Here is a 21,104-nt window from a genome sequence, read left to right as displayed (position 1 = left end):
CGAGACCAGGTCTCGACAAGCTCGACCAACGGGGCCGCTCCGCTGCGGAGGTGGGTCGGTTACTCCGTGACGGTCAGCGCGCGGACCCGGACCGCCCCGCTGAACGGGTCCAGGACGACGTCGTCCAGGCGCTCGCTGTAGTACTCGGCGCCCGCGTTGAAGCGGAACGGGATGGTCGGGAACTCCTCGGCGAGGATCGCCTCGGCCTCCTGGTACTTCACCACGGCCTCGTCGAGCGTCGCGGCCTGGTCGCCCTCGGCGAGCTTGTCCTCGAACTCCTTGTCGTACCAGCCGAAGTTGCCCGCACCCTCCTCGCCGACGGCGTAGAAGGCCAGGTAGTTCTCGTTCAGCGGGTAGTCCGGGAACCAGTTGTTCCGGAAGATGCCGTCGAAGCCCTGCTCGGACCGGACCGAGGAGAAGTCCGGGTTCGGCTTGAGCTCGTACGGGATGCCGAGGTTGGCCTCGATGGAGTCACCGATCGCCTTGAAGTACTCGATCTCGGTCTCGTCGTTGCTCAGGCCGATCGTCAGCGTCTCGCCGTCGGGCCAGCCGCCGGCCTTCTCCAGCGCGGCCTTGGCCGCCTCCGGGTCGAAGACGCACCACTCGCAGGTGCCGGCCTCGCCGCCGGGGACGCCGTCCGGCACGACCCACGAGTCGGCCGGGGTGGCCAGGCCGCCCGAGAGCTGGTCGACGATGGTCTCGCGGTCGATCGCCATGGAGATCGCCTTGCGGAACTCCTTGTCCTGCCACGGGCCGTCCTCGTACAGCGGGAAGCCGATGTAGGTCAGCGCGGCGCCCGGTGCCTCGGCGAGCCGCTCGGAGAGCTCGGGGTCCTCCTGCGCGGCGGCCAGGTCGGCCGGCGGCGGGTAGCTGACGTCGAGGTCACCGGCCTCGAAGTCGCTCCAGGACGACGCCCCGGCGTACTCGCGCCAGTTGATCGCGTCGATGTCCTCGGGCGTCTCGTCCAGCGTGTAGTCCGCCCAGCGCTCGGCGTCGACCGACACGCCCTGGTCCCACTCGGTGATCTGGAACGGGCCGTTGCCGATCGGCTTGACGGCGCAGGCCTCGACGTCGTCCAGGCACTCCTGGGCGACCGGGTAGAAGCCGGTGTAGCCGAGCATCGTGGCGAAGCCGGCGAACGGCGCGTTGAGCTCGACCTCGAGCGTCAGGTCGTCCGCGACGGTGAGGCCGGACAGCTCCTCGACCGGGCTCTCCTTCACGACCTCGCCCTCGTCGTCGATCTCGTCCTGCATCTCCTCGTAGCCCTTGAAGCGCTCGAAGAAGTAGTTGCTGTACAGCTCCGGGTGGCCGGCCGTGTAGTTCCAGGAGCGGGCGAACGCGGCGGCGTCGACGGGCTCACCGTTCTGGAACGTCAGGTCGGGCTTGATCTTGATGGTCCAGACGGTGTTGTCGTCGGACTCGATCGACTCGGCGACGTAGTTGTACGGCTCCTTGGTCTCCGGGTCGTACCGGACCAGGCCGTCGTAGACGACGTCGAGGATCGCGATGTTGTCGGCGATGCCGGAGTCGCCCGGGAAGAGCGTCTCCATGTCCTGGTCGATCGTGAGCTTCAGGGTGACCGGCCCGTCGTCTTCGACGGTGTCGCTCGGGGTACACCCGGCCACGGTCAGGGCCACCACGGCCGCCCCCGCGGCGAAGGTGGCGATGCGTGCTTGCCTCACTGATTGCCTCCCCAGTTCGTCTCCCCGGTCAACTGGCGGGGAGGTTTGGACCATATCGCCACGGAACTGGGGTCGCCTGGAAAGTCGTGTTAACCGTCTGTAACGATTCGTGAGGCGCCCTTACCTGTGAATGGGCCCGTCCCGAGCAGTCGGTACGTGGCATCGAGGTCGGCACAGGGCTGTGCCGACCTCGATGCCACGTACCGAGTCCGCGGGGCAAACTGCCGCGGCGCCTGCTCAGGGCACCGTCAGGCCGCCGTGAGGTCCTTGACCGCGCCCTTCGCGATGCGCAGCCGGCGCGGCGTCCGCCGGGCCACCACGGAGTCGTGCGTGACCAGCACGATCGTCAGGCCCTGCTCCTTCCACAGGCCCTCGATGAGGTCCACGATCTCGTCGCGGGTCTCCTCGTCGAGGTTGCCGGTGGGCTCGTCGGCCAGCAGCACCTTGGGGTTCTTCACCAGCGCCCGCGCGATCGCGACGCGCTGCTGCTGCCCGCCCGACAGCTCGCCGGGGAGGTGGTCGCCGCGGTCGCCGAGGCCCACCGACTCCAGGGCGGCCAGCGCCCGCGCCGTCCGCGTCTGGCGCGGCACCTTGGCCGGCACGAGCGCCGTCTCCACGTTCTCCAGCGCGGTGAGCGTCGGGATCAGGTTGAAGTTCTGGAACACGAACCCGATCGTCTCGGCCCGCGCCGCCGTGAGCTGCGCGTCGCTCATCCCGGCGAGGTCGGTCCCGTCGAGCTTCACCGTGCCCGACGTCGGACGGTCGAGCCCGCCGAGCATCTGCAGCAGCGTGGACTTGCCGCCGCCGGTCGGCCCCTGCACCGCGACGAGCTCGCCGTCGCCGATGGTCAGGGACACGCCCTTGAGCGCGCGCACCACGCGCTTCCCCTGCTGGTACGTCTTGGTCAGGTCGTCGATCTGATACATGTCTGCCTCTTTCAGGTCGGCTGGTTGTCGCTCACGCGAGGGAACGGAGGGCTTCGACCGGGCGCAGGCGTGCGGCACGCTGGCCGCCGACCACACCGGCGACCAGCCCGCCCAGCACCGCGAGGCCGACGGCGGCCAGCACGATCCACAGGCTGACCGGAGCCTGGAGGGCGACGTCGACGGCGCTGCTCGCGGCGTCGGCCAGACCGCCCGGGCGCGCCGCACCGAAGCCGCCGCCCTCGGCGCCCTGCCCACCGCCGGCCGGCATCGCGCCGCCGCCCCCGCCACCGCCGGGGCCGCCCATCATGAAGCCGCCGCCCGAGGTGCCGCCGCTCAGCGTGATGCCCGCGAGGTTGATGGCCCAGACCGCCAGCGCGCCGATCGCGAGGCCGGCGACGCCGCCGATCAGGCCCTGCACCACGGACTCGCCGGCGACCTGGCCCACCACGCGGCCCTTGCTCCAGCCGATCGCCTTGAGCGTGCCCAGCTCGCGCGTGCGGCGGTTGACGCCGGACACCGTGAACAGGATCGCGAGGCCGAAGGCCGCCGCGAGCACGATGATGCTCAGCCAGGTGCCGAGCGTGCCGATCAGGTCGGACGCCGTCGAGAGGGAGCCCGTGACGCCCTCGGCGAGGTCGGACTGCGTGCTCACGGAGGCGTCGGGCAGCTCGCCCTCGATCGCGGCGGCGACGGCGTCGACGTTCTCGGCCGAGTCGACCTGCACGTAGACGTCGGTGACCTGGTCGGCGAGGTCAGCGAGTGTCTGCGCGGTGGCCAGCGGCACGTAGACGTCGGACGCCGTGGCGACGTCGTCGCCCGTCGTGGAGGTGACCGTGCCGACGATCTCCAGCTCCTCGCCGCCCACGGTGATCTTGTCGCCGACGGCGAGCTCCTGCTGCGTGGCGTAGGTGGCGTCCAGGACGGCGACGTTCTCGTCGTCCGCCGCCAGCGTCCGGCCGTCGGCCACGGTGGCGGTGGTCAGCGGCCCGACGGCGGCGGCGTCCGGGTCCACGCCCGTGACCGTGAACTGCTCGATCTCGAACGACGACCCGCCGGCCGACCCCTCGCCGGAGCCGTCCGCGTCCATGCGCAGGTCGACGGGGCCGCCGCCCTCCTGCATGGCCTCGAAGTCCGGCATCTCGCCGGAGAACGACATGTTCTGCAGGTCCAGCGTCGCGGCGACGCCGGACACGTGGTCCAGGCCGGCGACGGACTCCAGCGCGGCGGCATCGAACGACGTCGACCCCATGGCGGTGCTGAGGCGGTCCTGCGCGAGGTTGCGCGTGCCGTCCTCGCCGGCCTCGCCCTCTCCCTCGCCGAAGTCGAACCGGCCGGGGCCGCCGCCCTCGCCCGGGCCCTCGCTCGCCTGGGTCACGGTGATGTCGGTGCCGACGCCGTAGACCGACTCGAGCACCTCCGCCTGGGCGTTCCGGACGCCCGTCGAGACCGCGTTGACGACGATGACCAGTGCGATCGCGACCGCGAGTCCGATCGCGACCACGACCGTCTGCTTGCGCCGGTTGCGCAGCTCTCTGCGCAGATAGGTGAAGAACATGGGCTCCTGCCTGGGGTCCTGAGGAACGTGCGGGGACGTTGGTGTCCGCGCAGACCGCCGCGCGGGCGGTGCCGCACGCCGTGGAGGAGGGGTGAGCGGGCGTGCGGGTCGCACCGCGGGCGGTCTGCGCCGGACGGTCGGGACGCTAGGCAGGCTCGCTGTGGCAGCCCTGTCGCGGACCTGTGGTGGGCCTGTGAACTGCGGGCTCGTGGACGGTTCCGCGCCCCCTCGCCCGACGTCCTAGGCTGGGGGCCGTAACCTCCGAGCAACATCCTTAGAAGGAGACCCCGTGGCTAGCATCGAAGCCGTTGGAGCACGCGAGATCCTCGACTCGCGCGGCAACCCCACCGTGGAGGTGGAGATCGTCCTGGACGACAACACCTTCGCCCGTGCGGCGGTCCCGTCCGGTGCATCGACCGGCGCGTTCGAGGCCGTCGAGCTGCGTGACGGAGACAAGGGCCGTTACCTGGGCAAGGGCGTCGAGAAGGCGGTCGCGGCCGTCAACGACGAGATCGCCCCCGAGCTCATCGGGTACGACGCCGAAGAGCAGCGCATCATCGACCAGACGCTCCTGGACCTGGACGGCACGCCGAACAAGGGCAAGCTGGGCGCGAACGCGATCCTGGGCGTGTCCCTCGCCGTCGCGAAGGCCGCCGCCAAGAGCTCCGGCCTGGACCTGTTCCGGTACGTGGGCGGCCCGAACGCGCACGTCCTGCCCGTGCCGATGATGAACATCCTCAACGGCGGGTCCCACGCGGACTCGAACGTGGACATCCAGGAGTTCATGGTCGCCCCGATCGGCGCCCCGACGTTCCGCGAGGCGCTGCGCACCGGCACCGAGGTGTACCACTCCCTCAAGTCCGTGCTGAAGGAGAAGGGCCTGGCCACCGGCCTGGGCGACGAGGGCGGCTTCGCGCCGAACCTCGGCAGCAACCGTGAGGCGCTCGACCTGATCCTCGTCGCGATCGAGCGGGCCGGCCTCAAGCCGGGCACCGACGTCGCGCTCGCGCTGGACGTCGCCTCGACCGAGTTCTTCTCGGACGGCGTGTACGCCTTCGAGGGCGGCAAGAAGACGCCGGACGAGATGATCGCGTACTACGAGCAGCTCGTGGCCGACTACCCGCTGGTGTCCATCGAGGACCCGCTGTCCGAGGACGAGTGGGACTCCTGGTCCGGGCTCATGGGCAAGGTCGGCGACAAGGTGCAGATCGTCGGCGACGACCTGTTCGTCACCAACCCGGAGCGCCTCGCCAAGGGCATCGAGCTCAAGTCGGCGAACTCGCTGCTCGTCAAGCTCAACCAGATCGGCACGCTCACCGAGACGCTCGACGCCGTGACGCTGGCCCAGCGCAACGGCTTCACCACGATGACCTCGCACCGCTCCGGCGAGACCGAGGACACCACCATCGCGGACCTGTCCGTGGCGACCAACGCCGGCCAGATCAAGACCGGTGCCCCCGCCCGCGGCGAGCGCATCTCGAAGTACAACCAGCTCCTGCGCATCGAGGAGGCGCTCGACGAGGCCGGCACGTACGCCGGCCGGTCGGCGTTCCCGCGCTTCCAGGGCTGATCCAGGCCTGACGGCGCTGGTCGAGGGGGCCTCAACCGTTCGACCGGCGCTGGTGCGGCAGCCCCGCGCGGAGCTGTCAGACACGCGCCGACGTGTCAGAACTACAGATCCCTCGGGTGGCCTGTACGTCTGACACGTCGGCCGGTGTCTGACAGCTTTTGTGTTCCACGGGATCGACACACGGCGCGCCGGAGGTAATGCCGGTACAAAGGCCTGGCGAATCGGCACAATCGACCCATGCCTTCCTCACGTCGCCCGGCGCGGCCCTCGGGTTCGGCGCGCGGCTCGGGTGCGCGCCCCTCGTCGACCCCGCGCACGGGCGCGTCCGGCGCCAAGGGCGGCAAGGGGACGACGCCGGCGAAGGGCCGGGCGGGAGCCAAGAAGGCCCCCGGGCCGGCGGCGAAGGGTTCCGCGGCGAAGGGGTCCGCGGCCAAGACCGCGAAGGGTTCCGCGGCCAAGGACGCGAAGGACCCGAAGGGCTCGAAGGCGGCCAAGGGCGCCGCAGCGGGCCGGAAGACGGGGACGACGGCGGGGCGCACCGCCGCGAAGCCGACGCCGGCGCGCTCGACGACGGCCGCGCCGACCGCGCGCAAGCCCGCCGCGCCGTCGACGTCGGCGGGCCACCGCACGGCCGCACCCCGCTCGGCCTCGGGCCGGGCCGCGGCCAGCCGCCCGGGCGCCCGCACGACGACGGGTGCCGCGCCCCGGGGTACCCGGCCGACGTCGGGCAGCGGGGCGAAGCGACCCGCGCAGCCGCGCCGCCGGAGCACGGCCACGGGCAGCGTCGCGCCGCCCACCCGTCCGGCGCGCGCCGACCGCAGGCGCGGCCGCTACGGGCTCATGGTGCCCGAGGTGCTGACCGTGCGCGCCATGGTGCTGTCCGTCGTGGTGCTCCTCGCCGTGGTGCTGCTGCTGCCGACCGTGCGCGCCGTGGTGACGCAGCAGGCCGAGCTGCGCGACCTGCGTGCCGAGCTGAGCCAGCAGCAGGAGCAGAAGGCCGAGCTGGAGACGGAGCTCGCCCGCTGGGACGACCGCTCGTACGTCATCGAGCAGGCCCGGTCGCGCCTCCGGTTCGTCATGCCCGGGGACAAGGTGTGGCGCCCGCTCGACACCGACTCGGTCGAGCAGGAGGCGCCGCGGCCCGGCGTCGTGGAGCCGACCCCTGGCACCTCCGACGGCGACGACGCGCCCTGGTACCAGAACGTCTGGGACTCCGTGCGGATCGCCGACGGCGAGTAGGCCGCACGGCGCCACCCGCGCTCTGGGAGACAATGGGGTCGTGAACACCGCGACTGACACCGTGTCCGACGACGACCTGCGCGTCCTGGCCGAGCAGCTCGGCCGCGAGCCGCGCGGCGTCGTGGGGATCGCGGCGCGCTGCGTGTGCGGCCGTCCGACGGTGGCGCGCACCGCGCCCCGCCTGCCTGACGGCACCCCGTTCCCGACCGTCTTCTACCTGACGCATCCCGGTGCGGTGGCCGCCGCCTCGACGCTGGAGGCCAACGGCGTCATGAAGGAGATGACGGCGCGGCTGGAGACCGACGAGGAGCTCGCCGCGGCCTACCGCGCCGCGCACGAGCACTATCTGGCGCAGCGCGAGGCGATCGGGCACGTCGACGAGATCGACGGCATCTCCGCGGGCGGCATGCCGACGCGCGTCAAGTGCCTGCACGTCCTGTTCGCGCACGCGCTCGCCGCCGGACCGGGCGTGAACCCGCTGGGTGACGAGGCGCTCGCCCTGGTCAGGGACACCTGGCGCCCGGACCGCTGCACCTGCTGAGCCCTCCGTTCTGAGCCCCGCGCCACGGGAACCGCCGGCGTGAGGTTTCTCGCGAACCGGCACGTCCGACGTCGCGCGGCCGGAGCGCCTGGGAGAATCCTCGCGTGACTTCCTCTCGCGTGGCCGCGGTCGACTGCGGCACCAACTCGATCCGCCTGCTGGTCGCGGACGTCGACGCCGCCGGAAACCTCACGGAGCTCGACCGCCGCATGGAGGTGGTGCGGCTCGGCCAGGGCGTCGACCGCACCGGTGAGCTCGCGCCCGAGGCGCTGGAGCGCACCCTCGCGGCGACCCGGCAGTACGCCACGGCCATCGAGGCCGCCGGTGCGCAGCGCGTGCGGTTCGTCGCGACGTCCGCCACCCGGGACGCGCGCAACCGCGACGCCTTCTTCGACGGCGTCCGGGACGCGCTCGGCGTCGACGTCGAGGTGATCAGTGGGCACGAGGAGGCCGAGCTGTCGTTCCGTGGCGCCACCAGCGGCGTCGCCGGGGCGCACGCGGGGCCGTACCTCGTGGTCGACCTCGGCGGCGGCTCCACCGAGCTGGTCCTCGGCACGGACGCAGTGGACGCGAGCATCTCGATGGACGTCGGCTCGGTCCGGATGACGGAGCGGCACCTGCACAGCGACCCGCCGTCGGCCGCCGAGATCGAGGCGGCCCGCGCGGACGTCCGGGCCCACCTGGACGACGCCGTCCGTGCCGTGCCGCTGGGGAGCACCGCCACGCTGGTGGGGCTGGCCGGGTCGATCACGACCGTGACCGCGCACGCCCTCGGCCTGACCGAGTACCAGCGTGAGCGCGTGCACGGGGCCCGGCTGCCCGTGGAGACCGTGCTCGCGTCCTGCGCCGCGCTGCTCGCGGCGCCGCGCGCCGAGCGCACCGCGATGGGCTTCCTGCACCCGGGGCGGGTCGACGTGATCGCCGCCGGCGCGCTCGTGTGGTCCGAGGTGATCCGGCGCGTCGTGACCGACGTGCAGGCCGCGGGCGGCTCGCTGACCCACGTGGTGACCAGCGAGCACGACATCCTGGACGGGATCGCGCTGTCGATGGGCTGACTTTCTCCGGGGCGGATTTCCGGTGGTCGGGAACTCCCGTCCCAGGTGGTCCGTTGACCGGGCACGATACGCAGCGAAGCGGCGTGGTGGGCGTCACGCACCCGCCGCTCTTTGCCATGTGAAGAAACACGCTTAGGGCGCGGTACCCTGGGAATCATGCCTCAGAACGACCTGACCTCGGTCAGCCATGCTTCCGACCCGGCGACGCCGCGCCCGCGGAAGGTGCCGCGCATCGTCGTGCTCGGCGGCGGGTCCGTCGGCCTGTACGTGGCGCGCCGTCTGCGAAAGAAGCTGAAGAAGCGCGAAGCGGCCATCGTCGTCGTCGACCCGCGCCCGTACATGACGTACGCGCCCTTCCTGCCCGAGGCGGGTGCGGGCTCCATCGACGCCCGCGACGTCGTCGCGCCGCACCGCAAGGCCCTCAAGGGCATCGACGTGCTGCAGGGCAAGGTCACCACGATCGAGCACGGTCGCAAGGCCGTGAAGATCCAGCCGGAGGAGGGCGACGAGTACGAGGTCACCTACGACCAGCTGGTCGTCGGCCTCGGCTCGGTCTCGCGCACGCTGCCCATCCCGGGCCTGGCGGAGAACGCGATCGGCTTCAAGAACGTGGAGGAGGCCATCGCGGTCCGTAACCACGTCATCAACCGCATGGACGTGGCGTCCTCCACCTGGGACGCCGACCTGCGCAAGCGCATGCTCACGTTCACCTTCGTGGGCGGCGGGTTCGCCGGCATCGAGGCGCTCGCCGAGATCGAGGACATGGCGCGCTACGCGACGCGGCAGTACAACACGATCGAGGCGTCCGACCTGCGGTTCGTCATGATCGAGGGCGCCGGCCGCATCCTGCCCGAGGTCACGGAGCCGATGGGCGAGTACGCCCTGGCCGAGCTGAAGAAGCGCGGCATCGAGTTCCACCTCAACACGTTCCTCTCGTCCTGCGTGGACGGGCACGTCGTGACGTCGACCGGTGTCGAGTTCGACACCGAGACCATCGTCTGGACCGCGGGCGTCAAGGCGAACCCGGTCATCAAGGAGGCGTCCGACCTCCCGTTCGACAAGCTGGGTCGCGTCACCGTGCTCCCCACCCTGCAGGTGGCCACGGAGGACGGCGAGATCGTCGAGGGCGCCTGGGCCGCGGGCGACTGCGCCGCCGTGCCGGACGTGCTCAACCCCGGCAAGTTCTGCCCGCCGAACGCGCAGCACGCGATCCGCGAGGCCGTGCGCCTGGCCGACAACATCGTGGCGCTCTACAAGGAGCGGCCCGCCGTCGAGTACAACCACAAGAACGTCGGTGTGGTCGCCTCGCTGGGCCTCTACAAGGGTGTCGCCGAGCTGTTCGGCTTCGTCAAGCTGCGCGGGTTCCCGGCCTGGGTGGCCCACCGCGGCTACCACGTCATGGCGATGCCGACCGGCAACCGCAAGGCCCGCATCCTGGTCGGCTGGATCGGTCAGTTCCTGATGGGCCGCGAGCTGGTCTCGCTCGGCTCGCTGCACGACCCGCGCCAGGAGTTCCGCAACGCCTCCGTGCCGCCCAAGCCGGTCGGCGAGAAGGTCGAGCAGAAGGCGGAGTCGTCCGCCGAGCGCGCCGAGTCGGGCTCCAAGGCCTGACGGGTCTCGTTCCTTCGGTCGCCTGCGAGCCCAGTTGACCCGTGGCTGACGTGAGTTCGGTCGGTTGCTTTGAGATCGGTCCATTGATTGACCGATCTCAAAGCAACCGACCGAACTCACTACTGGGCCTGGGCAACCGACCGAACTCAGCCGGTCAGAACTCCCGTGAGGCGATTGCCGCTCGGTAGTCTCTGGGGTGCGCCCCCATAGCCCAACTGGCAGAGGCAGCCGGCTTAAACCCGGCACAGTCCCGGTTCGAACCCGGGTGGGGGCACGACCGGGCCGGGCTGCGCCCTTGCCTCAGACCGTGCCGTTGATCGGCTGAGCCCGGCTCTCCGCTCCGGGTGCGTGCCTCGCACGCTCGGCCCCCACCCTGCGCTGCACTCTGGCCTCAGCCGAGGAGCTCGGCGAGGTGGCGGCCCGTCAGCGACGCCTCGTGCCGCGCCAGGTCGGCCGGTGTGCCCTCGAAGACGACGCGGCCGCCGTCGTGCCCGCCGCCCGGACCCATGTCGATCACCCAGTCGGCCCGCGCGACGACCGACAGGTTGTGCTCCACGACGATCACCGACCGGCCGGAGTCGACGAGGCGGTCCAGCAGACCGGCCAGGTTGTCGACGTCCTGCATGTGCAGGCCCGCGGTGGGCTCGTCGAGCACGAAGGTCGGGGTGTCGCCGCCCATCTCGATGGCCAGCTTGAGGCGCTGGCGCTCCCCGCCTGACAGCGTGTTGAGGTGCTGACCGAGCGAGATGTAGCCCAGACCGACGTCGGAGAGCCGGGACAGCATGGGCTGCACCGTCTTCTCCGTGAAGAACCCCAGCGCCTCCTCGACGGACATGGCGAGCACGTCGGCGATGTTCTTGCCGCGCAGGGTGTAGCCGAGCACCTCGTCGGTGAACCGCTTGCCCTCGCAGGCCTCGCACACGCTGGCGACGCCCGCCATGAAGGCCAGGTCGGTGTAGATGAGGCCGACGCCCTTGCACTCCGGGCACGCGCCCGCCGAGTTGGCGCTGAACAGCGCGGGCTTGACCCCGTTGGCGCGCGCGTACTGCTTGCGGATGGGCTCCAGGATCCCGGTGTAGGTGGCCGGGTTGGACCGCCGGGACCCGCGGATCGCGGACTGGTCGACGAACGTGACGCCGTCGCGCGGCAGGCAGCCGTGGATGAGCGAGCTCTTGCCCGACCCGGCCACGCCGGTCACCGCGACCAGCACGCCGAGCGGCACCTCGACCGTGACGTCCTGGAGGTTGTGCAGGTTCGCGTGCTCGATCCGCAGGGCCCCGGTCGGGGTGCGGGGTGCCGCCTTGACAGTCACTGCCTGGTCCAGGTGCTTGCCGGTCGCTGTGCCGGACGTGCGCAGGCCCGCGATGTCGCCCTGGTAGACCACGGTGCCGCCGTGGGTGCCGGCGCCCGGGCCCATGTCGATCAGATGGTCCGCCGCCGCCATGACCTCGGGCTTGTGCTCGACGACGAGCACCGTGTTGCCCTTGTCCCGCAGCCGCTGGAGCAGGATGTTCATCTGCCGCACGTCGTGCGGGTGCAGCCCGATCGTCGGCTCGTCGAACACGTAGGTCAGGTCGGTCAGGGCCGAGCCCATGTGCCGCACCATCTTGGTGCGCTGCGCCTCGCCGCCCGACAGCGACGACGACTCGCGGTCCAGCGACAGGTATCCGAGCCCGATCTGCTCGAACGTGGCGAGCAGGTCGTTGAGCCCGTCGAGGATCGGCTGGACGTGCGGGTCGGCCAGGTCGCGCACCAGCTCGGCCAGGTCGGTGAGCTGCATCGCCGCCGCCTCGCCGATGTGCTTGCCCTTGACCAGCGACGACCTGGCCCGGTCGTTGAGCCGGGTGCCGCCGCACTCGGGGCAGGACGTGAAGGTGGCCAGCCGGTCGACGGCCGCCCGCATCGCGCCCTTCATCGACTCGACGTCCTTGACCAGGTAGAGCCGGGTGATCTTCGGGACCAGCGACTCGTACGTGACGTTGATGCCGCCCGAGACGATCTTGCGCTCCTCGCCGTGCATCAGGTCGTGCCACTCGGCGTCGGTGTAGTCCTTGAGCGGCTTGTCGACGTCGAAGAAGCCGGAGTCGGCGTAGACCTTCCAGTACCAGGTGCCCACCCCGAAGTTGGGGAAGGTGATGGCCCCCTCCTTGAGGGACTTGCTCCGGTCCACCAGCGCCTCGGTGTCGATCGCGGAGACGCGGCCCAGCCCCTCGCAGTTGGCGCACATGCCCTGCGGGTCGTTGAAGGAGAAGAGGTTCGACCCGCCGATGTGCGGCGTGCCGAGCCGCGACCAGATGACGCGCAGCATCGTGTAGGCGTCGGTGGCCGTGCCGACGGTCGAGCGTGCGTTCGCGCCCATCGGCTCCTGGTCCACGACGATGGCGGCCGACAGGTTCGACAGCGTGTCGACGTCAGGACGCGGGCGCGAGGGCATGAAGCCCTGGAGGAACGCCGAGTACGTCTCGTCGATGAGCCGCCGGGACTCGGCGGCGACCGTGCCGAACACCAGCGAGCTCTTGCCCGAGCCCGAGACCCCGGTGAACACCGTGAGCTTGCGCTTGGGGATGTCGACAGAGACGTCCTGCAGGTTGTTCTCGCGGGCTCCGCGCACCTCGATAGATCCGAACACCACTGTCCTCTCCTGGTCGGTGGTCCCATGGTGCCAGGAGCCACTGACACGCACCCGGCCTTTACCGCTCTGGCTGCACCGCCCCGGCCTGCCCGCCGTCGCCGGGTCGCCCGTTACGCCAGCAGCAGATGCCGGAACGACCCGGGACGTCCGTGGGGTTGGGTAGCGTGACGGGTACCAACGGCGGGAGTGGGCACATGGCGATGATCTCGATAGGTACAGCGAGCCCTGCCGGGCTCGGCACCACGAACGAGGGCGCACCGGGAGCCCGGTCCGGCACGCTGGAGCACACCCGTGAACCGCTGCTGCGCGACCTCGTCGGCGGCATCCTCCGGCGGGCACGCCGCGAGCAGCGCCGCACCCTGGCCGACGTCGCCGCGGACGCCCGGGTCTCGACCGCCTACCTGTCCGAGGTGGAGCGCGGGCGCAAGGAGGCCTCCTCCGAGGTGCTCGCCGCGGTGTGCGAGGCGCTCGGCATGCGGCTGGTCGACCTCGTCGAACGCGCGTGGGCCGATCTCGCGATCGCCCTCGCCGAGCAGGAGGAGGGCCGCCGGGTCCGCGTCCTGTCGTCCGCGGCCCGCCGTTCGGCCGGCTTCTCCTCCTCGCGGCACCCACTGCAGGCGGGCCGGGCCGCGCCGTCCGGTACCTCCTCCGACGCCGGCCGGCGGGGCGAGGCAGTGCTGCTGGCGGCCTGACCCCGGGCCGGCCGCCTCAGAGCCCGGCACGCCGCTTCCCGCCCGGCCGGACGTCGTCGACGTGGTCCACGACCCGGTCGATCATCCCGTAGGCCAGCGCCTGCTCGGCGGTGAACCAGCGGTCGCGCTCGGAGTCCGCGGCGACGGCCTCCACCGTCTGACCCGTGTGCTCGGCCTGCAGCCGCGTCACCACGTCGTTGACGTGCCGGATGTTCTCCGCCTGGACCACCACGTCCGTCGTCGTACCACCCGCCCCGCCGGCGGACTGGTGCATCATGATCCGCGCGTGCGGGAGCGCGTAGCGCTTGCCGGGCGCGCCCGCGGCGAGCAGGAACTGCGCCGTGCCGCCCGCGAAGCCGGCGGCGACGGTCGACACCGCGTTCGGCACCAGCTTCATCGCGTCGTGGACGGCGAGCCCGGCGCTGGTGGAGCCGCCGGGGGAGTTGAGGTAGAGGCTGATGTCGGCGGCCGCGTCCTCCGCGGCGAGCAGCAGGAGCTGCGAGGTCACGCGGTTGGCGACGGCGTCGTCGATCTCGCCGCCGATCAGCACCATTCGCTGGTGCAGCAGCCGCGAGGCGAGGTGGTCGTCGAAGGCCTGGGTCAGGGTGGTCTCGGTCATGACTCCACGATCGCCGGGCGCAGGCCCGCCGGACAGCCGTCTCTGCCCGCCGCAGATCTGCTGACGGCAGAGGAGCGGCGGATCAGAGCGGGTTGCCCTGCGGGTCGATCGTCGGGAAGGCGTCGAAGTGGATCTCGAAGGGGACCATCCCGGGGGCTTCCTCCTGGGAGCTGAGCGGGTCGATGTGCTCGGTCGCGAAGCGGCCCCAGGCCTCGACGATCGCCCGCATCTGCTCCGGGGTGGCCCACTTGTTGGAGGAGAAGAACGTGGTGGTCCCGTCCCACTTCTTCAGGGTCTCCTCGTCCGCGCCCTGGCCGGCGCGGACGAAGGCCATCACGCGCTCGTGGCGCAGGCGCAGGAACTCGATGTTGACCGCCTCGGCGGTCTGCCGGCTGGCGGGGGAGTCCTTGCCCACGGTGGAGATGCTGAACCCGCCGGGCGTGCGCTCCCACCAGCGTTCCCGCGCCGTGCCCCGGCCCTCGACCTCACGGACCAGGCCGTGCTTGGCGAGCTGGCGCAGGTGGTAGCTCGTCGAGCCGCTCGACTCGCCGACGATCTCGCCGAGCTTGCTGGCGGTCAGGGGCCCGTGACTGGGGAGCAGGTCGAGGATGCGGATGCGCAGCGGGTGGGCGAGCGCGCGCAGTGCCGCGGGAGCGAGCTCCGCCGGTGGCCCGGCTGACGGCGGGGCGGCTGACGGCGGCGCAGCTGACGGGTCGGCCGCCGCTGCGTCCTGGTCCGCCTCGTGTGCCGCTGAGTCCTCGCGCGCTGTTGCCATAGGCAGGACGTTACCCAGTGCCCGGCGGGTTCAGCGCAGCGCGAGCGGGTGGCGTGCCGCGGCGTTGTCGCGGGCGCGCTCGGCCTGGGCGCGCCGACGGTCGGCGCGCTCCGCCTCGCGGCGCAGGGCCTCGTCGCGCCGGGCCTCCTGCTCGTGGGCCGGCGCCGCCGGCTGCCGGCCCGCGGCGGCCGCGACCGTGCGCGGCACGAGGAAGTGGTGGACCTGGGGAAGGGCGGTGGGTGCGAAGGCGCTCATCGGTGCATCTCCTGGCTCGGGTCGGGCTAGCTCGTGTGCCCAACCCTACGCATGCCAACACACCTTTGCAAGGGTTTCTTTGCAAGCAGTTCTTTGGAGGCGCGAGCTCACTCCTCCGGGTCGCGCCGGAAGGCGTCCAGGTCATGGTTCAGGCGCTCCAACAGCTCGGCCAGCAGGGACCGTTCGAACGGCGACCAGCTCTCGAGGATCTGGTCGTACATCGCGCTGCGCCGCGTGCGTTCGCGCTCGAGCTGGGCGGTGCCGGCCTCCGTCGCCTCGACCCGCACGGCCCGGCCGTCGTGCGGGTCGCGGCTGCGCCGGGCGAACCCGGCCTTCTCCAGGCTGACCACCTGCCGGGTCACGGTCGAGGCGTCCAGGCCCTGGCGCGCGGCAAGCGCGTTGATGCCGAGCGGGCCCTCGGTGCTGAGCACCTGCAGCAGCAGGTAGCCCGACCGTTCCAGCGCGGGGGTGTGGCCGGCCCGGATGGCGCCGGTGCGCTCCGCCCGGCGCAGCAGCAGTGCGAGCTGGAGCTCCACGCGCGACAGCGGGGCCTCGTCGGGGTGCTCCCCGTCGGTGTTCTCTTCCGTCTCCCTCGACATAGGTGTAGCCTACAGGCATATACCTGTGTGGTACAGATAAATGATCCAGAGGAGGCCGCGTGGCCAGCGCGCGCAACGAACCGAACAAGACAGCCATCTACGCCACGGCGCTCACCGCTTTCTTCGCGATCGCGGGCATCGCCGTCGTCGACCCGATCCTTCCCGTGATCGGCGCCGAGATCGGTGCCACCACCTGGGAGATCGAGCTGCTGTTCACCGCGTACATCGCGGTCATGGCCATCGGCATGATCCCCGCGGTGATGGCGACCGGGAAGTTCGGGTACAAGAAGATCCTGGCGACCGGCGTCACGCTCGTCGCCATCGCGGCGGTCCTGGCCGCGCTGAGCGGCAACATCGTCCAGCTCGCGGTGCTCCGCGGCGTCTGGGGCCTGGGCAACGCGATGTTCTTCGCCACCGCCATGGTGCTGCTCGTCGCCCTGGCCAAGGACCGCGAGTGGGTGGTCGGGCTGTTCGAGACCTGCGTGGGGCTCGGCTTCGCCGTCGGGCCGCTGATCGGCGGGCTGCTGGGGCACATCAGCTGGCGGGTGCCGTTCTTCGTGTGCGGCCTGCTCATGGTCGTCGCCCTGCTGGTGTCCGCCACGCGGCTCAAGGACCCGGCCGAGAAGCCCGCGCCGCTCAAGCTCGGGCAGGTCTTCGGGCTGTTCCGCAAGCCGGGCTTCCTGTCGCTGGCGGTCGTGACGGCCGCGTACAACTTCGTGTTCTTCGTGGTGCTCGGCTACGTGCCCGTCTTCCTCGGGCTCGACGTCGTGCCGCTGGGCCTGGTGTTCACCGCCTGGGGCATCGGCGTGGCCGTCGGCATCCTCGGGGTCGGCCACCGGCTGGCGCACCGCATCGGGTTCGTGCAGACGCTGGGTGTCGCCGTCACGGGCGTGCTGGTGTGCGTGGCCCTGCTCGCCGTCGGCGTCGGCACCGCCGGGTCCATCGCCGTGACCATCGTGGCCGGTGTGTTCATGGGTATCGCCAACGCCAACCTCACCGACCTGTCGCTCGCGCTCGGCGACCCGGACCGCCGGGTCACGACGGGTGCGTTCAACCTGGTGCGCTGGGGCTTCGCGGCCCCCGCCCCGGTGGTGGCCGGCCTGCTCGCCGAGAGCGTCGGTGCCGCCTCGCCCTTCTGGGTCGCGTCCGGCGTGCTGCTCGTCGGTGTGGTCGTGTTCCTCGTGACGGCGCACCTCATGGCCCGGCCGATCGGGGAGCGCGTGCTCTGGCAGCGCTGGAACCGCGCCGCCAAGGCCGTCGAGGGCACGCCCGAGGAGGCCATGTCCGAGCTGTGACCCCCTGCCCTGGCCCGCGTGCGGACGGGCCAGGGCATGCCACGCGGAACGGTTCGGGCGGGCGTGTCAATGCCTCCGTCGGCTTGCGGGTGGTCCGGAGCGCTGCCCTACTCTGTGACTTCGGTCTGATTTCACCCCGTTGGTCCCTCCTGGCGACGACGGCGGTGTCGCGCCGTACGCCCGAACCCCGCCGCACCGTGGAGTCCTCGTGTTCCGTCTCGCCCGGCTGTCCCTCGCGAACCGAGCCGTCGTAGCACTGGTGACCATCGCGATCGCGGTGTTCGGCGTGCTGAGCATGACCTCCCTGAAGCAGGAGCTCATCCCGTCGCTCCAGCTCCCCACCGGCATCGTGGCCGCGCAGTACCCGGGCTCGTCGCCCGCGGTCGTGGAGGAGCAGGTCACCGACGTGATCGAGGAGGCCATCGCCTCCGTCGACGGGGTCGCGTCGGTGCGCTCGACGGCGTCGACCGGCATCTCGCTGACCACGGTGGAGCTCGACTACGGCACCGACATGGAGTCCGCCACGCAGCGGCTCCAGACCGCCGTGGCGGGCGCGCAGCAGGCGCTCCCGGAGGGCGTCGAGCCGCAGGTCACGACCGGATCCGTCGACGACGTGCCCGTGGTCCAGATGGCGGTGTCCGGCGACAAGAGCCCCAACGCCCTCGCGAGCACGGTCGAGGACGTCATGGTCCCGGCCCTGGAGGAGGTCGAGGGCGTCCGCTCCGTCGCGGTGACCGGGCAGAGCGAGACCGAGGTGCGCATCCTGCCCGACCAGGACAAGCTCGGCGCGGCCGGCCTCACGGCCGAGGACCTGACCACGGTGCTGCAGGACAACGGCGTGGTCATGCCGGCCGGCGAGATCACCGCGGGCGGCCGCGCGTGGGCCGTCCAGCTCGGCAAGCCCGTCGACATGGTCGACCAGCTCAAGCAGCTCCCCGTCCTCCCGGGCGGCGGTGCGGGCGGGAGCGGCGCGGCCGCCGGCGGTGCGGCGACGACGCCGGACGCCCCGGCCGGCGAGCTGCCGGCCGAGCCGGCCCGCCCGGTGCTGCTGGGACAGGTCGCGTCGGTGCGGCTCGCGCCGGTCGAGGCGACGTCGTACTCCCGGCTCGACGGATCGCCCTCGCTCGGCCTGGCCATCACGAAGACACCAGAGGCCAACACGGTCGAGGTGTCGCACGCGATCGAGGATGCGCTGGCCGCGCCGGACGTGGCGGACACGCTGGACGAGCGCAAGATCGCGACGGCGGTCGTCTTCGACCAGGCGCCGTTCATCGAGGACTCCATCCACGGGCTGGCCACGGAGGGCGGCCTCGGGCTGCTGTTCGCGGTGCTCGTCATCCTGGTGTTCCTGATGTCGATGCGGTCGACGCTCGTGTCCGCCATCTCGATCCCGCTGTCGCTCGCGGTGACGTTCATCGCGATGGACTTCGGCGGCTACACGCTGAACATCCTGACGCTGGGCGCGCTCACCATCTCGATCGGCCGCGTGGTCGACGACGCCATCGTGGTGATCGAGAACATCAAGCGGCACATGTCCTACGGCGAGGAGAAGGCGCCCGCGATCCTCGCCGCTGTCCGCGAGGTCGGCGGCGCCATCGCCGCCTCGACGATCTGCACCGTCGCGGTGTTCCTGCCGATCGCGCTGGTGGGCGGCATGGTGGGCGAGCTGTTCCGGCCGTTCGCCCTGACGGTCTCGATCGCCATGCTGGCCTCGCTCGTCGTGGCCCTGACGATCGTGCCGGTGCTCGCGTACTGGTTCATCCGGCCCCCACGCAAGGTCCGCCGCGGCGGTCCCGTCGACCGCGAGGCAGCCGAGGACAAGGAGAGCCGCGGCATCTGGCAGCGCATCTACGTGCCCACCCTGAACGGGGCGCTGCGCCTGCCCGCCGTCACCATCGCCGTGGCCGTGGCGATCCTCGGGGGCACGGCGGCGCTCGTCCCGCGCATGGAGACCAGCTTTCTCGGGGACAGCGGCCAGGACACGGTGACCGTGACGCAGCACTACGCGCCCGGCACTTCGCTCAAGGGCCAGGACGAGGCGGCCCAGGTGGTCGAGGCCGCGCTGGCCGACGTCGACGCCGTGGACAGCGTGCAGGCCACGGTCGGCAGCGGCGGCGACATGTCGATGGCGGCGTTCGGCGGGGCGAGCGCCGGGCTCAAGGCGTCGTTCGCGATCACGCTCGACGAGGACGCCGACGGCGAGCAGGCCGCCGCCGACATCCGCGACGCCGTCGCGGGCCTGACCGAGCCGCCCGCGACGGAGGTCTCGGTGTCCGCCGGCGACTCCGTGGGCACCTCGTCGATCGACCTCGTGGTCCGCGCCCGGGACGACGAGACCCTGGCCGAGGCCACGAACCAGCTCCAGGAGGCGATGAGCGGCCTGCCTGCTTCCGCGGAGGTCACCAACGACCTCGCCGCCGCCCAGGAGATCGTCGAGGTTGCGGTCGACCGCAGGGCCGCGGCGCAGTACGGGCTCACCGAGACGCAGGTCTCCGGGATCGCCTCGGCCGCGATGACCGGCGCGCAGGACGTGGGCGAGCTCCAGACGGCGGACGGGCCGGTCGGCGTCGCGCTCTGGGCCGGCCCCGTGCCGGAGACCATGACCCAGATCGGCGAGATCCCCGTGCCGACGGCGACCGGGCCCGTGCGGCTGATCGATGTCGCGAAGGTGGAGCTCGCCAGCTCGCCGACGTCGATCAGCCGGATCGACGGCGAGCGGTCGGCCACGGTCTCCGTGACGCCCGCGGGCGCCGACCTCGGCGCGGCGACCGAGGCCGTGAACGCCGAGATCGAGGCCGTCGACCTGCCGGCCGGCGCCACGGTCGAGGTGGGCGGCGCGGCCACCGACCAGGCCGACGCGTTCAGCGACCTGGGTATGGCGCTGATCGCCGCGATCGCGCTGGTGTTCGTGGTCATGGTGGCGACGTTCCGGAGCCTGGCGCAGCCGTTCATCCTGCTCGTGTCGGTCCCGTTCGCCGCGGTCGGCGCGCTGGTCGCGCTCGTCGCGACGGACACCCCGCTCGGCGTGCCGGCCCTGATCGGCACGCTGTTGCTGGTCGGCATCGTGGTGTCCAACGCGATCGTGCTCATCGACCTCATCAACCAGTATCGGGCGCGGGGCATGGCGCTCGACGAGGCGGTGCGCGAGGGCGCCCGCAAGCGGCTGCGGCCCATCGTCATGACGGCGCTGGCCACGGTGTTCGCGCTCACCCCGATGGGCATCGGCCTGACCGGCGGCGGCGCGTTCATCTCGCAGCCGCTCGCGCTGGTCGTGATCGGCGGCCTCGTGTCCTCCACGCTGCTGACCCTGTACGTGGTGCCCGTGATCTACACGCTCTTCGAACGCCGGGCGGAGCGGCGCCGGGCCGCGGACGAGGCGGCGGGCCGCGTCCGGCGACCCCTGACGGGTGCGCTGGTCAGCGTGGCCACCGGGGCGCTCAAGGCGGTCGCCCGCCCGAGGGCGGTGCCGGCCGGCGTCGCGTCGGGCGGCGCTCCGGACCAGGGCTGGCCGCCGGTCGCCGAGCCGCAGCAGCTCGTGCGGCACCAGCGGGTTCCGCAGGAGGCTCCGACACCTCAGTACGCACCCCGGCAGGGCGCGCCGCAGGAGCAGCCCGCACCGCCGTACATGCCGCAGCAGGCGGCCCAGCGACCAGGGCCGCCCCAGGTGGCGCAAGCGGCTACGTCCCACCAGGAGACCTCCCAGCAGCCGGCACAATTCGCGCCGCAGTTCGCCCCGCAGCACCGTCCACAGCATCAGGCCGCCTCGCAGCAGAACCAGACCGGCCGGCAGCCGACGTATGCCCCGCAGCAGAACTACCAGCAGCCGGGCCACCAGCCGCAGGGTTACCAGCCGCAGGGCCACCAGGAGGCTGGCCAGCAGGAGTACGGCCAGCAGCCCCGCCAGCAGCAGGCGTACGTGCCGCGGCAGCAGCCGGCGTCGCAGGCCGCGCTGCCCGCGCGGCGTCGGGAGCCCGAACCGGAGCCGGAGCGGCAGCCGCCGATCCCGGTCTGGCCCCACCCGCTCGACCCGCTGGACTAGGGATCGCAGCCGGGGAAAG

General features: G+C 71.9%; 16 protein-coding genes and 1 tRNA gene. 9 read left to right on the top strand and 8 right to left on the bottom strand.

Annotation, left to right across the window (positions count from 1 at the left end; all coding sequences use genetic code 11):
* Positions 1–59: 59 nt before the first annotated feature.
* The 3 genes from H291_RS0121375 to H291_RS0121365 all read right to left on the bottom strand — a co-directional run bounded on the left by H291_RS0121375 (position 60) and on the right by H291_RS0121365 (position 4,163).
* A complete protein-coding gene (locus H291_RS0121375; RefSeq protein ID WP_020017071.1) occupies positions 60–1,682 on the bottom strand; it encodes a peptide ABC transporter substrate-binding protein in 1,623 nt (540 codons plus the stop codon).
* Positions 1,683–1,930: 248 nt separating this feature from the next.
* Positions 1,931–2,608, bottom strand: a complete 678-nt coding sequence (locus tag H291_RS0121370) for an ABC transporter ATP-binding protein (RefSeq protein ID WP_020017070.1) — start codon at positions 2,606–2,608, stop codon at positions 1,931–1,933.
* A 31-nt stretch (positions 2,609–2,639) separates the two neighbouring features.
* Entirely contained in the window at positions 2,640–4,163 is a 1,524-nt protein-coding gene (locus H291_RS0121365) for an ABC transporter permease (protein WP_020017069.1), read from the bottom strand.
* Positions 4,164–4,452: 289 nt separating this feature from the next.
* Here H291_RS0121365 and eno point away from each other — a divergent pair, with 289 nt between their 5' ends.
* The 6 genes from eno (at position 4,453) to H291_RS0121335 (ending at position 10,453) form a co-directional block, all read left to right on the top strand.
* Positions 4,453–5,733, top strand: coding sequence for a phosphopyruvate hydratase (gene eno, locus H291_RS0121360; protein WP_020017068.1), 1,281 nt, complete (start codon positions 4,453–4,455; stop codon positions 5,731–5,733).
* A 237-nt stretch (positions 5,734–5,970) separates the two neighbouring features.
* On the top strand, positions 5,971–6,972 hold the full coding sequence (locus tag H291_RS34640; protein WP_020017067.1) for a septum formation initiator family protein: 1,002 nt from the start codon (positions 5,971–5,973) through the stop codon (positions 6,970–6,972).
* Between the two features lie 40 nt (positions 6,973–7,012).
* The gene (locus tag H291_RS0121350; protein ID WP_020017066.1) at positions 7,013–7,513 is read left to right on the top strand and encodes a DUF501 domain-containing protein; all 501 of its coding nucleotides are present in this window, start codon (positions 7,013–7,015) and stop codon (positions 7,511–7,513) included.
* A 104-nt stretch (positions 7,514–7,617) separates the two neighbouring features.
* Positions 7,618–8,568: a Ppx/GppA phosphatase family protein gene (locus tag H291_RS0121345; protein WP_026365983.1), complete on the top strand. Its 951-nt coding sequence runs from the start codon at positions 7,618–7,620 to the stop codon at positions 8,566–8,568.
* Positions 8,569–8,724: 156 nt separating this feature from the next.
* On the top strand, positions 8,725–10,179 hold the full coding sequence (locus H291_RS0121340; RefSeq protein ID WP_020017064.1) for an NAD(P)/FAD-dependent oxidoreductase: 1,455 nt from the start codon (positions 8,725–8,727) through the stop codon (positions 10,177–10,179).
* A gap of 200 nt (positions 10,180–10,379) precedes the next feature.
* Positions 10,380–10,453: transfer RNA gene (locus tag H291_RS0121335), tRNA-Leu, on the top strand.
* A gap of 117 nt (positions 10,454–10,570) precedes the next feature.
* On the opposite strand, the gene H291_RS0121330 is transcribed toward H291_RS0121335, so the two are convergent.
* On the bottom strand, positions 10,571–12,811 hold the full coding sequence (locus tag H291_RS0121330) for an ATP-binding cassette domain-containing protein (RefSeq protein ID WP_020017063.1): 2,241 nt from the start codon (positions 12,809–12,811) through the stop codon (positions 10,571–10,573).
* 164 nt (positions 12,812–12,975) lie between these two features.
* On the opposite strand from H291_RS0121330, the gene H291_RS31085 reads away from it, so the two are divergent.
* Positions 12,976–13,503: a helix-turn-helix domain-containing protein gene (locus H291_RS31085; RefSeq protein ID WP_269637220.1), complete on the top strand. Its 528-nt coding sequence runs from the start codon at positions 12,976–12,978 to the stop codon at positions 13,501–13,503.
* Positions 13,504–13,519: 16 nt separating this feature from the next.
* Here the strand turns inward: H291_RS31085 and H291_RS0121320 are convergent, their stop codons facing one another.
* The 4 genes from H291_RS0121320 to H291_RS31075 all read right to left on the bottom strand — a co-directional run bounded on the left by H291_RS0121320 (position 13,520) and on the right by H291_RS31075 (position 15,751).
* Positions 13,520–14,122: a ClpP family protease gene (locus H291_RS0121320; RefSeq protein ID WP_020017061.1), complete on the bottom strand. Its 603-nt coding sequence runs from the start codon at positions 14,120–14,122 to the stop codon at positions 13,520–13,522.
* 82 nt (positions 14,123–14,204) lie between these two features.
* Positions 14,205–14,897, bottom strand: a complete 693-nt coding sequence (locus tag H291_RS34285; RefSeq protein ID WP_020017060.1) for a winged helix-turn-helix domain-containing protein — start codon at positions 14,895–14,897, stop codon at positions 14,205–14,207.
* A gap of 30 nt (positions 14,898–14,927) precedes the next feature.
* A complete protein-coding gene (locus H291_RS0121310; RefSeq protein ID WP_020017059.1) occupies positions 14,928–15,152 on the bottom strand; it encodes a hypothetical protein in 225 nt (74 codons plus the stop codon).
* Positions 15,153–15,259: 107 nt separating this feature from the next.
* Positions 15,260–15,751: a MarR family winged helix-turn-helix transcriptional regulator gene (locus H291_RS31075; RefSeq protein ID WP_020017058.1), complete on the bottom strand. Its 492-nt coding sequence runs from the start codon at positions 15,749–15,751 to the stop codon at positions 15,260–15,262.
* 59 nt (positions 15,752–15,810) lie between these two features.
* On the opposite strand from H291_RS31075, the gene H291_RS0121300 reads away from it, so the two are divergent.
* Together H291_RS0121300 and H291_RS0121295 are read left to right on the top strand one after the other, a co-directional pair.
* Positions 15,811–17,046, top strand: a complete 1,236-nt coding sequence (locus tag H291_RS0121300) for an MFS transporter (RefSeq protein WP_020017057.1) — start codon at positions 15,811–15,813, stop codon at positions 17,044–17,046.
* Positions 17,047–17,254: 208 nt separating this feature from the next.
* A complete protein-coding gene (locus tag H291_RS0121295) occupies positions 17,255–21,085 on the top strand; it encodes an efflux RND transporter permease subunit (protein WP_020017056.1) in 3,831 nt (1,276 codons plus the stop codon).
* Positions 21,086–21,104: the final 19 nt, after the last annotated feature.

Source organism: Promicromonospora sukumoe 327MFSha3.1 (genome assembly GCF_000385135.1).
Classification (GTDB): domain Bacteria; phylum Actinomycetota; class Actinomycetes; order Actinomycetales; family Cellulomonadaceae; genus Promicromonospora; species Promicromonospora sukumoe_B.
The sequence above is the reverse complement of the archived record's forward strand: the minus strand, read 5'-3'. Positions and strand labels throughout refer to the sequence as shown.